At 65.1% G+C, this 14980-nt stretch carries 12 protein-coding genes; 8 read left to right on the top strand and 4 right to left on the bottom strand.

Annotated elements, in window-relative coordinates:
* Nucleotides 1-6 precede the first annotated feature (6 nt).
* From BLU17_RS14415 to BLU17_RS14400, 4 genes are read right to left on the bottom strand one after another with little or no spacing between them, the layout of a single operon-like run.
* On the bottom strand, nucleotides 7-939 hold the full coding sequence (locus BLU17_RS14415) for a sugar phosphate isomerase/epimerase family protein (protein ID WP_091997525.1): 933 nt from the start codon (nucleotides 937-939) through the stop codon (nucleotides 7-9).
* A 42-nt stretch (nucleotides 940-981) separates the two neighbouring features.
* Nucleotides 982-2490, bottom strand: a complete 1509-nt coding sequence (locus BLU17_RS14410; protein ID WP_091997523.1) for a glycerol-3-phosphate dehydrogenase — start codon at nucleotides 2488-2490, stop codon at nucleotides 982-984.
* 21 nt (nucleotides 2491-2511) lie between these two features.
* Nucleotides 2512-4119 carry an FGGY-family carbohydrate kinase gene (locus BLU17_RS14405; protein WP_091997521.1) on the bottom strand — a complete coding sequence of 536 codons (1608 nt, stop codon included), beginning with the start codon at nucleotides 4117-4119 and terminating at the stop codon, nucleotides 2512-2514.
* Nucleotides 4116-5093, bottom strand: coding sequence for a sugar-binding transcriptional regulator (locus BLU17_RS14400; protein ID WP_091997518.1), 978 nt, complete (start codon nucleotides 5091-5093; stop codon nucleotides 4116-4118). Before BLU17_RS14400 ends, BLU17_RS14405 begins: the two co-directional genes overlap by 4 nt.
* Before the next feature lie 180 nt (nucleotides 5094-5273).
* On the opposite strand from BLU17_RS14400, the gene BLU17_RS14395 reads away from it, so the two are divergent.
* The 8 genes from BLU17_RS14395 to BLU17_RS14355 all read left to right on the top strand — a co-directional run bounded on the left by BLU17_RS14395 (nucleotide 5274) and on the right by BLU17_RS14355 (nucleotide 14961).
* Nucleotides 5274-6791 carry an FGGY-family carbohydrate kinase gene (locus BLU17_RS14395; RefSeq protein WP_176929094.1) on the top strand — a complete coding sequence of 506 codons (1518 nt, stop codon included), beginning with the start codon at nucleotides 5274-5276 and terminating at the stop codon, nucleotides 6789-6791.
* Between the two features lie 15 nt (nucleotides 6792-6806).
* Entirely contained in the window at nucleotides 6807-8591 is a 1785-nt protein-coding gene (locus BLU17_RS14390) for a glycerol-3-phosphate dehydrogenase/oxidase (RefSeq protein ID WP_091997514.1), read from the top strand.
* Nucleotides 8592-9029: 438 nt separating this feature from the next.
* The gene (locus BLU17_RS14380) at nucleotides 9030-9791 is read left to right on the top strand and encodes a GntR family transcriptional regulator (RefSeq protein WP_091997512.1); all 762 of its coding nucleotides are present in this window, start codon (nucleotides 9030-9032) and stop codon (nucleotides 9789-9791) included.
* Entirely contained in the window at nucleotides 9788-11527 is a 1740-nt protein-coding gene (locus BLU17_RS14375) for a fumarate reductase/succinate dehydrogenase flavoprotein subunit (RefSeq protein WP_091997510.1), read from the top strand. The genes BLU17_RS14380 and BLU17_RS14375 overlap by 4 nt, the downstream gene beginning before the upstream one ends.
* A 10-nt stretch (nucleotides 11528-11537) precedes the next feature.
* Nucleotides 11538-11783 carry a 4Fe-4S dicluster domain-containing protein gene (locus BLU17_RS14370; protein ID WP_091997508.1) on the top strand — a complete coding sequence of 82 codons (246 nt, stop codon included), beginning with the start codon at nucleotides 11538-11540 and terminating at the stop codon, nucleotides 11781-11783.
* A 42-nt stretch (nucleotides 11784-11825) separates the two neighbouring features.
* Nucleotides 11826-13259, top strand: coding sequence for an ABC transporter substrate-binding protein (locus BLU17_RS14365; protein ID WP_091997506.1), 1434 nt, complete (start codon nucleotides 11826-11828; stop codon nucleotides 13257-13259).
* 35 nt (nucleotides 13260-13294) lie between these two features.
* Complete coding sequence (locus tag BLU17_RS14360; protein WP_091997503.1) at nucleotides 13295-14155, top strand: ABC transporter permease; 861 nt, start codon at nucleotides 13295-13297, stop codon at nucleotides 14153-14155.
* The gene (locus BLU17_RS14355; protein ID WP_091997501.1) at nucleotides 14152-14961 is read left to right on the top strand and encodes an ABC transporter ATP-binding protein; all 810 of its coding nucleotides are present in this window, start codon (nucleotides 14152-14154) and stop codon (nucleotides 14959-14961) included. Before BLU17_RS14360 ends, BLU17_RS14355 begins: the two co-directional genes overlap by 4 nt.
* Nucleotides 14962-14980: the final 19 nt, after the last annotated feature.

Below are 14980 nucleotides of genomic sequence, written 5' to 3'. Positions count from 1 at the left end.
CTCTCCTCATATATTCAGATCTGCCACGCCGGAATCGAAGTGCGGAGCCCAGAACGCCACCGACTCGGCGATCTGTTCGACGACTTGCCGGTCGGTCGGCTCGCGTTCCTTGAACGACAGCTCGAGGCAAATCTCGTTGTCGCGTCCGCCCCCTTCGTGCAGCGCCTTGATCAACGGCTCGGGCTGAATGCGGCCGCGCGCGTTGAACTCGGCCGTGAAAGGACGATGCCCCCCTTTGTCCATCAGCGACTGCTTGATGTGAATGATCGGCGACACCCGCGGCACGGCGCGCGCCCACGCGTACGGGTCGAAGTCGTCGGGATTGGCGCTCGTCACGTCGCCGTGGTCGATATCGGCCATCATCCACATGGGAATCGCCATGTTTGCGGCACTCAGCCTGTCCTGCAGCGCCTTGCACGCGGCAAGGGTCTCGCCGAATTCGCGGCCGATCGACATGGGTTCCCAAAACACGTATTTCAGGCCCGCCGCCTTCGCATGCCCGGCAACCTCGGCCCAGCAATCGATCGCGGCCTGGGTCAGCGCATTACGGCGCGCCGGGTCGTCGAAATCCTTGTAGGTGAAGATGGCGAACTGCGTGCCGATGGCATCGCCGCCCAGATCGGCGGTGATATCCGCGAAGGTCTTGAACCAGTCGACGTAATAGCGTCGAACGTCGGCATCCGGATGGCCGAAATGATTCAGCCGCCCGTACGGCCCGGTCATACCCGAGGTGATGCGCACGCCGGTTCGCGTCATTGCCGCGCACATCTCGCGCGTCAGCCTGCGTGTGGTTGCCGCCGGCCACGACGGATTGATGAACTCGTGAGTCAACTGCACGTCACGGATTTTCATGTCGTGCGCTATGGCATCGATGAGATCCGCCGGCTCGGCAAAACGGTTCACCAGCGGATTCGTGTTGAGTGCAAGCGTGAATGCCATGTCTGTCTCGTGTCGTATGGGTTGCGTCGCGGGCCGCCTCGCTTACGCGGATTTCCTGACGAGGCCGTCGAGCCAGGCTTCGAAGGCGGCCTTTTGTGCGGCGCTCATGTGCAAGCCGTGTTTGGTGCGCCGCGTGAGCATGTCGTCGGCGGACTCGGCCCATTCGTTAGCCATCAAATAACGCGCCTCCGCTTCATAGAAGTTCGGCCCGAACTGCTGCCCCAGACCGGCAAGCGAGGTCGCGCCGCCGAGCACCTGTGCCGTTAGCGTGCCGTGAGTCTGCGTGTAATAGCGCAGCAGGTCGCGCGGCAGCCATTCGTGCTGCTTCTGCAGGCTCGCCATGAAACGCGGCACGTCTGCGCCTTCGATGTCGCCGCCCGGCAGCGCCGCCGATGCGGTCCAGTCCGCGCCCATCTTCGGGAAGGTCGGTTGCAGCTTTTGCAGCGCGTGCTCCGCGAGCTTGCGGAAAGTCGTGATCTTGCCGCCGAAGACATTCAAGAGCGGCGCGCCGCCGCTCTCGTCGAGGTCGAACACGTAGTCGCGCGTCACGGCCGACGGATTGCCCTTGCCGTCGTCGTACAGCGGGCGCACGCCCGAAAACGTCTCCACGATGTCCTGTTTGCGCAATGGATGCTTGAAATAGCGGTTCACCGCGGAGAGCAGATAGTCGACCTCGTCATTCGTGATCGCCACCGTTTCCGGCGCACCGTCCCAGGGAACGTCGGTCGTTCCGATGAGCGCCTTGTCGCCCTCGTATGCGTTGATGAAAATTACGCGTTTGTCGTGGTTCTGAACGAGGTACGAATGCGGACCTTCCCAGAACTTCGGCGTAACGAGGTGGCTGCCCTTGACGAGCCGCACCTTGCGCGCCGATTTCGCACCCGCGCGCCCGATGACATCCGACACCCAAGGCCCAGCCGCGTTGACCAGCGCGCGGGCATTCACCACGCGCGTCGAGCCGTTGCGCGCGTCGCGAAGTTCGATGCGCCACGCTCCGCCTTCGCGCCGCGCCGCTATACACGCGGTGCGTGTGAGCACTTCGGCGCCGCGCCGCGCGGCGTCCACCGCGTTGAGCACCACGAGGCGCGCGTCGTCGACCCAGCAGTCGGAGTACTCGAAGCCTTTGCGGTACTCGTCCCTGATCGGCGCGCCTTCGGGGTTGCGCCGCAGGTCGAGCGAGCGCGTGCCCGGCAGCTTCTTGCGGCCGCCGAGATGGTCGTACAGGAAGAGACCCGTGCGCACGAGCCACGCGGGGCGATCGCCGGGACTGTGCGGCAGCACGAAACGCAGCGGCCAGATGATGTGCGGAGCGGCATTGAGCAGCACTTCGCGCTCGATCAGCGCCTCGCGCACCAGCCGGAATTCGTAGTACTCCAGATAACGCAGCCCGCCATGAACGAGCTTGCCCGAACGCGACGACGTGCCCTGCGCCAGATCGTCCTTCTCGCACAGAACCACCGACAGCCCGCGGCCCGTCGCATCGCGCGCGATACCTGCGCCGTTGATGCCGCCGCCGACGACACACAGGTCCACCATGTCCTTCTCGCTCATCTCAGCGTTCCATGTCCGACGTTAGTTGAGGCTTGCGGAAAGCGCGTCCGGCCGATGCCGCGATTTCAGCAATCTGGCCGTTTCAGCCCACGTCGGCACCAGCGCCTCGCGCGCCTTGCGATACGCGGGAAAAAGCTGCGCGTACAACTGCGTCAGTTCCGGATCGGGGGATTCCGGTTGTCCGAGCAGCGGCGTCACCCATTCGGCAATGCACGCGTTCATGTCCGGGTACACGCCGAGCGCAACCGCAGCCATCATGGCCGCACCGGCGGCGCCCGCTTCCTCGCGTGTGGAGATCCGCGTCGGCGCGCCGACCACGGCACCGAGCACGCCGCGCAATGCGCGCGAGCGCGTCGCCCCGCCGGTCAGGCGCAGCTCGTCCGGCATCGGAATGCCCATCGACGTATAGCAGTCGCGCGCGGCCATCCCGAGCCCTTCGACGACCGCGCGAAACAGATCGGGATACCGGCTTTCGCTCGTCAATCCGATGAAGTCGGCACGTGCGTTGGGCTCGACAAACGGCCCGCGCTCGCCCGCGTCGGAGATATAAGGGTGATACAACAGCGAACCCGGCCGGCCCGTTTGCAGCCAGCCGTCGATGCAATGGATCCGCTCGCTGTGCGACAGGCTCGTGCCGAACTGCGTGAGCAGATCGCATGCGAGATTGAGCACCCAGTCGACGTTCAGCGTGGCCGCCATGTTCGACTGCACCTGCGCCGACATGCCCGGCAGCGGCAGCGCGATGACATAGCCCGTGCCTTCCGCGTTCAAATGCACGTTTTCGTTGCGCATGGCCCGCATGTGCATGCCCGTCGAGCCGACGATCGAGCAACTCGCGCCCGCCGCGCCTGCGGTGTGAATGCCCGCGCCGAGCGCCGTCAGCACGATATCGACGAAGCCGAGACACACGGGCGTACCGGCCAGCAGGCCCGTCGCCGCCGCTGCCTCGGCAGACAGCGGGTGCGTGAGTTCGGTTCCGTCGATGATGTCGGGCAACAGGTGGCGCCACGCGCCCAGACCGAGCGCCTCGATGACCGTGTCGTCGTAGCGGCGCGTGCGGAAGTTGCCGTAGGTAAAGCTGGCCTCCGACGGGTCGGTCGCGCGCACGCCGGTAAGGTTGAGATACAGCCAGTCCTTGCAGTGGAGCGCGACTTCAGCGCGCACCAGTCCTTCCGGCGTCGTCGCAGCCATATGCGCGATCTGCGCGCTCTGGTTGCACGCGGCGAGGCCGGTGCCCGTTGCCTCGAAGCGCGCGCGGCTCGCTGGCGCTTCCTGGAGCGCCCGCACCGTGTTCGCGGCACGCGCGTCGAGCCACAGCCATGCATCGCTCGCGGGTTTGTTGCCCGCGCCCACGAGCCACGTGCCGTCGCCCTGGCCTGTGACCGCCAGGGCGCGCGTGCGTCGCGCCAGGTCTTCGACCTTCGCGCCGAGATCGCGCAAGGTCTGCGCGCAGTCCGCCCAGGTCTGGTCGAGCGACTGGGTCGCTGCGCCGTCGGCCCTCGTTGCGTAGCGGTTGGGCAACGATGCCACAGCGATCTGTCGTCCTGATAAATCGAAGGCCACGGCCTTGATGACCGAGGTGCCGGCATCGATGCCGATCAGGAGATCTCGCGCCGTGCTGCCCGTCACGATGCCTCCGCCGCGGCAGGGTCCTGCTTCAGCGCCAGCGCGGTGGCCTCGTCGGTGATGAGGCCGCTGAGGAGGCCGCTGTTCAGCACGGCGCGGATCGCCGCGATCTTCGATGTGCCGCCGGCGATGGCCACGATGCGCCGGCTCGTCAGATCGGCCAGCGCGGGGGCCACCGTGCGCGCCGCCAGCGAAGTCTCGACGGACTCGCCAGCATCGATGAAAAAATGCCCCAGCAATTCGCCCTTGCCGCCCTTGCTGCGCACTTCTTCGATTTCCGCGGGCTCGATCATCTGCGACGCGACGAGCTGCGCGTCCGCGTCCACCGATCCGATGCCGACGACCATCAAATCCGCATGCGCCGCGAGGTCGAACACTTCGCGCACGCCGCGCTGCGAAAGCAGCACTTCGCGGTCCTCGGCGGTATTGGCGAAAAACGGCAGCGGCAGTACGTACGACACTGCGCCCGTCTGATCGGCGAGCTTGTGGATGACGTCATACGGATTCGCGGTGTACTTGCGCGTCACGCCGCCGAGCAGCGACACGAAGCGCACCGTGCCCGCGTCCATGCGCGGGATATTCGCCACCACGGCGGCGAGCGTGCGCCCGTGCCCGATGCCGATCACACCGTCCTGGCGCACCGCGATCTCGCGTTGCAGGAAATAGGCCCCCGCAACGCCCAGCGCACGCAACGGCAAATCGCCTTCGTGCAGATCCGGCACCACTTCGCAATAGCTCAGTCCATAGCGCTGCGTCAGTTCGGCTTCGAGCACGACGCACTCGGCGACATCGCCGTCAATCGTGAACTTGATCGCACCGCTCTGATTGGCGCGCGTAATCAGCCGATGCGCCTTGACGCTGCTCACGCCAAGACGGGACGCGACGTCGGCCTGGGTCTGCCCGGCGGCGTAGTGCAGCCACGCCGCGCGGATCGCCAGGCTGTCTTCGGCATCGCGCTTTCCGGCGATTTTCGTCATGTTGCCTCCATGCGCACGTGAAAAGTGATATTTTTTTCTCGTGCTGAAATTTTTTTCAGTGACTTCAAGATAAGCATCCCTTTCGGCGAATACCATCCGCTGTAACCCTGGATATGTCGTGCCTGGTCAATGGGTTCGAAGCGGTGTGTTGCAGCGCAAAAAAAACAGTATGGAGACACGATGGAGAGATATCTGCTCGGCGTCGACAGCGGTTCGACTGCTACGAAGGCCGTGATCTTTGACGCGTCGGGGCGCACCGTCGCGGTCGGCAGCCGGCGCGTGGAGCAGCGCCAACCGCGCGCACGGCACGTCGAGCGGGATATGCGGCAGACCTGGGCCGCGGCCTGCGGCGCGATTCGTGACGCGCTAGGCAAGATCCCGGCGGACGCGATTGCCGCGGTCGGCGTGACCGGGCACGGCGACGGGCTCTATCTCGTCGATCATGCCGGCGCGCCGCTCGGTCCTGGCATTCTGTCGCTCGACAGCCGCGCCTTCGACGTATCCGAACGCTGGCGTCAAGAAGGCGTCCTCGAAAAAGCGCTGACGCTGACGGGACAGCAGCCCTATCCCTACGCTGCCGTGAGCCTGCTCAAGTGGATTCAGCTCAACGAGCCGCAGCGCTACGCGAAGATCGGCCATGTGCTTTTTTGCAAGGACTGGCTACGTCTTTGCCTGACCGGCACACCGGCCACCGATCCGACGGAAGCGAGTTCGTCCTTCACCGATGTCAACACCCAGACGTACAGCGACGATGTGCTGGCGCTCTACGGCCTGACGTCGATCGCCCATGCGCTACCAGGAGTCATTGCGTCGGCGTCGGCGGCTGGACGCATCACGGCGCGTGCCGCAGCGCAGACCGGTCTGAAGGCAGGCACACCGGTTGCCTGCGGGCTGCACGATGTGACGTCGAGCGCCCTCGGCATGGGCAACATCGAGCCAGGCGCGCTTTCGATTACGGCGGGCACGTTCAGCATCAACGAAATCCTGTCCGATCGTCCGCAACTGGATTCGCGCTGGTCGTGCCGCAACGGCACGCGCCCCGGTCAGTGGATGAACATGTCCATTTCGCCGGCGTCGTCCAGCAACGTCGACTGGGCCTTGCGCGAACTCTTTCAGCACGAAACGCGGGAGGCCGCGCGGCTCGGCTGCTCGTTGTTCGACCTGATCGGCGACGAGGTGCAAGCGGCGTTCACGGAGCCCGCTTCGGTCATGTTTCACCCCTTCCTGTTCGGCTCGCCGTTCGAGCAGCCGGCAAGTGCGTCGTTCTTCGGCATACGCTCGTGGCATCGTCGCGCGCATCTGGCGCGCGCCGTGATCGAAGGCATGGTGTTCAATCACCGTTGGCATATCGAAGCATTGACGGGTGCGTTTCCCGCGCGCCGGGCCGGTTTGACTGGCGGCGGCTCGTCGAGCCCCTTGCTTGCGCAGCTATTCGCCGACGTCCTCGGTATCGCGATCGATATTCCGGAGAGTCAGGAGGCCAGTGCGCTTGGCGCGGCGCTCTGCGCCGGAGTCAGCGTGGGCGTTTTCGCCTCGCTTTCCGATGCGTGCGCGCGTGCGTGCCGGGTCGCGCGCACATATTGCCCGGACGCCCAACGGCACACCCGGCTCGACGAGGCGTATGCGCTCTGGACACGACTCATCGCAGCCATCCAGCCTCTATGGCCGGGGCTCGATCACGCGTCTGTCCTGCACTGAAGCCGGAGAACATCGATGACGGTACGAAACCGCAAATTCTTTCTCGACCGGGTGAAGCAGCACCCAAAAGTCAGCGTGTTGATTGTCGGTGGCGGCATCAACGGAGCGGGCCTCTTTCGCGACCTCTGCCTGCAAGGTGTCGACTGCCTGCTGATCGACAAGGAGGATTTCGCCTCCGGTGCGAGCAGCGCGCCGTCGCGCCTCATCCATGGCGGCGTGAAGTACCTCGAAACTGGCGAGTTTCGCCTCGTGGCCGAATCCACGCTGGAGCGCAACCTGCTGTTGAAAAACGCGCCGCATTATGTGCTGCCGCTCGAGACCGTATTGCCGATTCATTCGTACTTCGGCGGAATGATCGCGTCCGCGCGCCGCTTCTTCGGCATGAAGGCCCGGCTGACCGATCGCGGCGCGGTCATTTCGAAGATCGGCCTCGCGATGTATGATTTTCTTGGCCGCCATGACCGCACGATGCCGCGGCATCATTTCGCGCTCAGGCGGCAATCGCTGCGGAGCTTGCCGCTGCTCGATCCGGCAATCAAGGCCACAGCCACGTACTACGACGCCCGGGTGACCCAGGCCGAGCGGCTGAACTTCGAACTCGTCGCGGACGGCCTCGCTGCCTGCGAGCGCGCCGCCGCGGCCAATTACGTGTGTGTCGAACGAGCGGAAAACGATGTCGTATGGCTGCGTGATCTCGTGACGCAAGAACGCGTTGCCACGAAGCCCGATATCGTCGTCAATGCGGGCGGCGCGTGGATCGACCGCGTAAACGGCGCGCTCGGGATCGAGCGTAGGTACATCGGCGCAACGAAGGGTTCGCATTTGATCGTCGACCATCCCGAACTCCATGCGCAGTTGCGTGGCCGCATGGTGTACTACGGCTCGAAGGATGGCCGCATCTCGCTCGTCTACCCGTTCATGGACAAGCTTCTGATCGGCTCCACCGATATCCGCATCCACGATCCGGACGGTGTGCGTTGCGAAGACGACGAGGTTGCCTACATGCTCGGCGTATTGCGCGAGATCTTTCCACGCGTCGATATCGAGGAGTCCGATATTACCTTCCGGTACAGCGGCGTGCGCCCGCTTCCCTGGTCCGACGCGGCGAATCCGGGCGACGTGAGCCGCGATCATGTGATGCACGTCGATCATCTGCCGGGTACGCAGATCCCCGTGCTCTCGCTGGTAGGCGGCAAATGGACGACCTTTCGTGGATTCGCGCAATCGGTCGCCGACGATGCGCTCAGACGCCTTGGACGCCCGCGCAGGATCAGCACACGCCACGAGCCGATCGGCGGCGGTCGTGACTATCCGCGAGATGCAACGGAACGAAACGCATGGATTGCGGCAATCGCGCGACGCAACGCTATTCCGGCCGCGCGCGTCGAGACGCTTTTCGTCCGATACGGCACGGCGGCGGCAGCGGTTGCCGCATTCTGCGCGCACGCGCGGGACGGAAGCGCGGATCGTTCGCTTACGAGCGAGCCGGGCTACACCGTGCGCGAGATTCAATACCTGTGCGAGCACGACATGGTGACGCACCTCGCGGACCTGCTTTTCCGACGCACCACCATTGCGATCTCTGGACATTTGACTCGCGCCTTGTTGCTCGAAGTTTCCGCCCTTGCAGCGCAGGTGTTGGGATGGAATGCCGTTCGCGCGCGGCAGGAAATCGAGGCGACGCGCGAAACCGCGTATGAGCGCCACGGCATTGGCGCTCGGCGACAGTCGGCGTCGCCATGCCCGAAACCAGCTTTTGATGGAGAAGGCCTTCGGGAACGTCACGATCGGCAACGATGAAGCCCGCGCGCACTCCCGTGCCGATGATCGTCGAAAGGCTGCCGATAGAGATGACGTCCCGCAACCGATCCGTCGAAGCGAGCGTGCAATGTGCGCCTTGCACGAGATGTTCTCGTTGCCCGGGATAAGAGAACTCACTTGCCGTCTGGTTACCCGATCCGGGTCAGGCCACGCCACCTCCGGTGCGTCTGACCGCCATCTGCCATGCGGCTCACGCTCGCCCCGGATCTCCCGGGGCCGGCACGAAAGACATCCGGTATTCGATATGACGCAGGCCACCTGCCGTCAGAACATCTGGATCAACGTCAAAACGTCAGGCTGCGCGGCAAAAATCACGCCACCGGACAATCTGAATTACATATCAGAAATGGTTCGTTTGTCCCATATCAAACTCTGATTAGACTGCGACCCATCTTGTCATGACAAGCCGAACCGACCATGTCCCGCAGCAACCTCGTGCCGCTGTCGCCACAGCCGCTCTACGTCCAGATCAAGGATGCATTGCGCGCGCGCATCCTCGACGGCACCTACGCGCCGCACAGCCAGATGCCATCCGAACACGAGCTGTGCGCGATCTTCGAGGTCAGCCGCATCACCGTGCGCCAGGCGCTGGGCGACCTGCAGAAAGAGGGGCTGCTATTCAAGGTGCACGGCAAGGGCACGTTCGTTTCGAAGCCCAAGGCGTTCCAGAATGTGACCTCGCTGCAGGGTTTCTCGGAGGCGATGTCGTCGATGGGTTATGAGATCGTCAACCAGTTGCGCAGCTTCAGGATCGTGAAGGCCGACCGCCATATCGCGACGCGGCTCAATCTGCCGGAGGGCGCGCCGGTTGCGGAAATCCATCGCGTGCGGCTGCTCAACCGCGAACCGGTGTCGCTCGAACTCACCTGGGTCCCCGAAGCGATCGGCAAGCGGCTCGCGAACGCGGACCTCGTCACGCGCGACATCTTCCTGATTCTCGAAAACGACTGCGGCGTGCCGCTCGGTCATGCCGACGTGTCGATCGGCGCGATTCTCGCCGACGACGACATCGTAGAGGCCCTGCGCGTCGAGGACGGCAGCCCCGTGCTACGCATCGAGCGGCTGACTCACGACGCGTCGGGCATGCCGATCGACTACGAATACCTGTACTTTCGCGGCGATGCGTTCCAGTACCGGCTGCGCGTCGACCGCCAGAAACCCCGAAGGAAAGCACGATGAAAACCGAGGTGCTCGAATACGACGTCGTCGTGGTCGGCGGCGGCACGGCCGGCCCGATGGCCGCGATCAAGGCGAAGGAGCGGAATCCCGCACTCAAGGTACTGCTGCTCGAAAAGGCGAATGTCAAGCGCAGCGGCGCGATCTCGATGGGCATGGACGGACTGAACAACGCGATCATTCCGGGCCACGCCACGCCGGAGCAGTACACGCGCGAGATCACGATCGCGAACGATGGCATCGTCGATCAGGACGCCGTGTACGCATACGCGACGCACAGCTTCACGACCATCGAGCAGCTCGACCGCTGGGGCGTGAAGTTCGAGAAGGACGGCAACGGCGATTACGCGGTCAGGAAAGTCCACCACATGGGCGCCTACGTGCTGCCGATGCCCGAAGGGCACGACGTGAAGAAGATCCTGTACCGCCAGCTCAAGCGCGCGCGAATCGAGATCACGAACCGCATCGTCGCCACGCGCGTACTGACCGATTCTCGCGGCCGCGCATGCGGGGTCCTCGGCTTCGATTGCCGCACCGCCGCGTTCTACGTGGTGCGCGCGAAGGCGGTGATTCTGTGCTGCGGCGCGGCGGGCCGGCTCGGCCTGCCGGCCTCCGGCTATCTGATGGGCACCTACGAGAATCCGACCAACGCAGGCGACGGCTATGCGATGGCCTACCACGCGGGCGCCGCGCTCGCGAACCTCGAATGCTTCCAGATCAACCCGCTAATCAAGGACTATAACGGCCCCGCATGCGCGTACGTGACCGGCCCGCTCGGCGGCTTCACCGCGAACGGCAAGGGCGAGCGCTTCATCGAGTGTGACTACTGGAGCGGCCAGATGATGTGGGAGTTCTACCAGGAACTCCAGAGCGGCAACGGCCCGGTATTCCTGAAGCTCGACCACCTCGCCGAAGAAACGATCCAGACCATCGAGCAGATCCTGCACACGAACGAGCGGCCGAGCCGCGGGCGCTTCCACGCCGGACGCGGCACCGACTACCGGCAGCAGATGGTCGAGATGCATATCTCGGAGATCGGCTTCTGCAGCGGGCACAGCGCATCGGGCGTCTATGTGAACGCGCGCGCCGAGACCACCGTGCCCGGCTTGTATGCAGCGGGCGACATGGCGGCCGTACCGCACAACTACATGCTCGGCGCGTTCACGTACGGCTGGTTCGCGGGCAGCAACGCGGCGGAATACGTCGAAGGCCGCGATCACGCATCCGTCGACGAAGGCCAGGTCGAGGCCGAGCGCCAGCGTATCTACGCACCGCTTTCCCGCGACGACGGACTCGCGCCGGCCCAGGTCGAATACAAGCTGCGCCGGATGGTCAACGACTATCTGCAGCCGCCGAAGGTGACGCGCAAGATGGAAATCGGCCTGCAACGCTTCGATGAAATCGCCGGAGACATCGACACGATCAAGGCGAACAACCCGCATGAGCTGATGCGCGCGGCCGAAGTCCGCGCGATCCGCGACTGCGCGGAAATGGCTGCGCGCGCGTCCCTGTTCCGCACCGAAAGCCGCTGGGGACTCTATCACCACCGGGTCGACTATCCGCAGCGCAACGACGCCGAATGGTTCTGCCACACGCATCTGCGCAAGGATGCGTCGGGCCGGATGACGAGCGAAAAACGCGCGGTCGCGCCGTACGTCGTGCCGCTCGGGGAGCAGGAGCGCTCCGCGTACGACCAGTTGCGCATCCGGGAAGGCGCGGCGCTCTCGCCCGCGAATTGAGGAATTCGACATGTCCCATACGCCCCACGAAATCTTTCAGCGCAGCAATGCTCCCGTCACGATCGACGAGGATCGCTGCATCGCCGACAAGGGATGCACGGTGTGCGTCGACGTCTGCCCGCTCGACCTGCTCGCGATCGACCTCACGAAAGGCAAGGCCTACATGCAGTTCGACGAATGCTGGTACTGCATGCCATGCGAGCGCGATTGCCCGACCGACGCGGTGAAGGTCGAAATCCCTTATCTGCTGCGCTAACGGCTTGCCCACGAACGGCTCCACACTTACGCCCCCGACGCCATGAAAATACGACACCGGATTGTTCGCCTCATCGCCGCGCCGCTGCTGTTCGCGGCGGCCGTCACCGCCCAGGCGGAAACCCTGCGCGTGGCGATCGGCACGCAGGACACCACGATCAACTGCGCGACCGGCGGCCTGCTGATCCGCGAACTGCATCTGCTCGACAAGTATCTTCCGCATACCGGCAAGTACGCGAACGTCACCTATGACGTGCAGTGGAAAGACTTCACCTCTGGCGCGCCGCTCACCAACGAGATGGTGGCCGGCAAACTCGACTTCGGCGCGATGGCGGACTTTCCGGGCTCGCTCAATGGCGCGGCGTTCCAGAAGGCTGGCCGAAGGAGCATTTTCATCACCGTGCTCGAAGGCAGCATCGACGGTAGCGGCAACGGCATCGTCGTACCGGTGAACTCGCCGGCGCATTCGATCGCGGACCTGAAGGGCAAGACGATCTCGGTGCCGTTCGCCTCGACCGCGCACGGCATGCTGCTGCGCGCAATCAAGGCGCAAGGCTGGGACCCCGACACCGACGTGAACATCATCACGCAGGCGCCGGAGGTGGCGGGCAGCGCGCTGAAGGCCGGCAAGATCGACGCGCACGCCGACTTCGTGCCGTTCGCGGACCTGTTCCCGTATCGCGGCATCGCGCGCAAGATCTACGACGGCGCGCAGAGCCACGCGCCGACCTTCCACGGCGCGCTCGTCGACGCCGCCTATGCGCAGAAATACCCCGAAGTCGTCGTCGCCTATTTGCGGGCGGCGATCGAAGCCAATCGCCTGATCGCTCAGGACCCCGAAAAATATAGTTTGCTGATCGAGAAGGTGACGGGCATCGAGGCGCCGGTCGACTATCTGTATCACGGCCCGCTCGGCCTGCAGACGCGCGATCTCACATGGAAGCCGGAATACCGGCAGGCCGTGGCGACCGCGATCGACACGCTGAAGCTGCTCAGGAAGACCGACGTGAATCTCGATGCGAACACGTTCGTCGACGATCGCTACATCCGCGAAGCGTTCAAGGAATCCGGGCTCGATTACGACGCCGCGCTGAAAAACCATGCGCGACAGCCGCTCGTCGCAAACGACGCGCTGACCGGCAAGCCCATTCGCGACTTCAACGACGTCGCGCAGATCTGGTTGCCGAATGAAGCGCACGTGCGCAACTACGCGAATGTCGAGGAAGCGTTCGCGGCCCTCGCCAAGCTCGGGCCGTCCACGGGCAAGGCCCGCGCGGTGTACGTGCATGACCATGACGGCGGGCTGAAGCTGCTCGCGCCGGACGCGTGGTACGTGCGCGACGCGCACGGCAACATCACCGCATTCCTGCAGAAGGCGGGCGCCGATGCGTATGCGCAGCACACGTCCGGGTCCGTCGTCGATTATGCGGCGGCGGTGAAGACGACGGCCGCGTCGCAGGCCGTCGCGGCACGCTAAACCGGCATCGATATTGCCCCCTTCGAGGAGTCCGCATGTCTGCCACGCTCGATCTCACCGGACGCCGGCGCGCCACGGCGCCGGAACGCGCGCCGACGGCGGCGGACGGCCGCCGCTCGCCGGCCTTCCGGCGCGCCTTGCGCATCGCGTCGATCGTGCTGTTCGTCGCCGCCTGGCAACTGGCCGTGCACTACCGGCTGTCGCTGCGCATCGTCACGTTCGCGAACGTGCCGTCGCCGGCCGACGCCATTCCGGCGCTATGGGAGCTGCTGCACTCGCCGAAGCTGCCGATGCATCTGGCCGCGAGCCTCACGCGCGTACTCGCCGGCTTCTGCGCGGCTGCCGTCTCCGGCGTCGGACTCGGCCTCGCGATCGGCCGCTACCGCGCGCTCGAGGACATCTTGTTGCCGCCGCTCGAAGTGCTGCGCCCGATTCCGGCCGTCGCATGGATTCCGCTCGCGATCCTGATGTTTCCGTCTTCCGAGTTGAGCATGATGTTCATCACGTTCATCGGCGCGTTGTTTCCGATCCTGCTGAACACGATCCACGGCGTCGAGGCGGTCGATCCGCGGCTCGTCGCGACCGCGCGCGGGCTCGGTACCGGCACGCTGTCGCTCTATACGGAGGTCGTGCTGCCGGGCGCCGCGCCGTCGATCTTCACCGGGCTTTCGATCGGCATGGGCACCGCCTGGTTCTGCCTCGTCACCGCCGAAATGATCGCGGGACAGTACGGCATCGGCTACTTCACGTGGGAATCCTATACATTGCAGAACTACGCGGACATCGTCGTCGGCATGGCGCTGATCGGCGTGCTCGGCATGGGCAGCAGCCTGCTCGTCAAGCGCATCGGCACCGCGCTGACGCCGTGGTATCGGCTGCGCGGAGCACGTCAATGAGCACGCCGGCCGCTACTGCAGCCGCCGCGCCGCTCGCGTCCCACGGGCCAGGCCATATCGAGGTTCGCTCGCTTACCGTCGAGGTCGGACCGCCGCACGCGCGCTTCGCGGCGCTCGACACGCTCGACATCGACATCGCGCCCGGCGAATTCGTCTGCGTGCTCGGACCGTCAGGCTGCGGAAAATCGACCTTGCTCGGCGCGATCGCCGGCCACGTTGCGGCGACGCGCGGCGAAATCGTGGTAGACGAGCTCGCCGTCGACCGGCCGCATCCCGAGCGCGGGATCGTGTTCCAGCAGCACACGCTGTTTCCGTGGAAGCGCGTGATCGACAACGTCGCGTTCGGTCTCAAGATGAAGGGCGTCAGCGCGCGCGAGCGCCGGCGGCAGGCCGCCGATCTCCTCGCGCTCGTCGGGCTGGCCGGCTTCGAGTCGCACTACCCGGCGCAGTTGTCGGGCGGCATGCAGCAGCGCGTGGAAATCGCGCGCGTGCTGATCAACGGTCCGCGCATCCTGTTGATGGACGAGCCTTTCGGCGCGCTCGACGCCCAGACGCGCCGCATGATGCAGACGCTGCTGCTCGACATCTGGGCGAGGATCCATACCACCGTCGTATTCGTCACGCACGACATCGACGAGGCGCTGTTCCTCGGCGACCGCATTCTGATGCTGTCGCAGCGGCCGGCGCGGCTCGTCGCCGACATCGCGGTGCCGCTTCCGCGGCCGCGTACCGACGACAGCACGACCGAAGCGGCGTTCGTCGATATCAAGCGCCGCTGTCTCGCGCTGCTGCGCGACGCGGGCTGACGCCCACCTCCCCAGACAT

This window comes from Paraburkholderia lycopersici (genome assembly GCF_900096975.1).
Classification (GTDB): domain Bacteria; phylum Pseudomonadota; class Gammaproteobacteria; order Burkholderiales; family Burkholderiaceae; genus Paraburkholderia; species Paraburkholderia lycopersici.
The sequence above is the reverse complement of the archived record's forward strand: the minus strand, read 5'-3'. Positions and strand labels throughout refer to the sequence as shown.

Bases quoted from the DNA above. Each gene is read 5' to 3' on its own strand.
- BLU17_RS14415 (WP_091997525.1), bottom strand. From the start codon at position 939: ATGGCATTCACGCTTGCACTCAACACGAATCCGCTGGTGAACCGTTTT.
- BLU17_RS14410 (WP_091997523.1), bottom strand. From the start codon at position 2,490: ATGAGCGAGAAGGACATGGTGGACCTGTGTGTCGTCGGCGGCGGCATC.
- BLU17_RS14400 (WP_091997518.1), bottom strand. From the start codon at position 5,093: ATGACGAAAATCGCCGGAAAGCGCGATGCCGAAGACAGCCTGGCGATC.
- BLU17_RS14395 (WP_176929094.1), top strand. From the start codon at position 5,274: ATGGAGAGATATCTGCTCGGCGTCGACAGCGGTTCGACTGCTACGAAG.
- BLU17_RS14390 (WP_091997514.1), top strand. From the start codon at position 6,807: ATGACGGTACGAAACCGCAAATTCTTTCTCGACCGGGTGAAGCAGCAC.
- BLU17_RS14380 (WP_091997512.1), top strand. From the start codon at position 9,030: ATGTCCCGCAGCAACCTCGTGCCGCTGTCGCCACAGCCGCTCTACGTC.
- BLU17_RS14375 (WP_091997510.1), top strand. From the start codon at position 9,788: ATGAAAACCGAGGTGCTCGAATACGACGTCGTCGTGGTCGGCGGCGGC.
- BLU17_RS14370 (WP_091997508.1), top strand. From the start codon at position 11,538: ATGTCCCATACGCCCCACGAAATCTTTCAGCGCAGCAATGCTCCCGTC.
- BLU17_RS14365 (WP_091997506.1), top strand. From the start codon at position 11,826: ATGAAAATACGACACCGGATTGTTCGCCTCATCGCCGCGCCGCTGCTG.
- BLU17_RS14360 (WP_091997503.1), top strand. From the start codon at position 13,295: ATGTCTGCCACGCTCGATCTCACCGGACGCCGGCGCGCCACGGCGCCG.
- BLU17_RS14355 (WP_091997501.1), top strand. From the start codon at position 14,152: ATGAGCACGCCGGCCGCTACTGCAGCCGCCGCGCCGCTCGCGTCCCAC.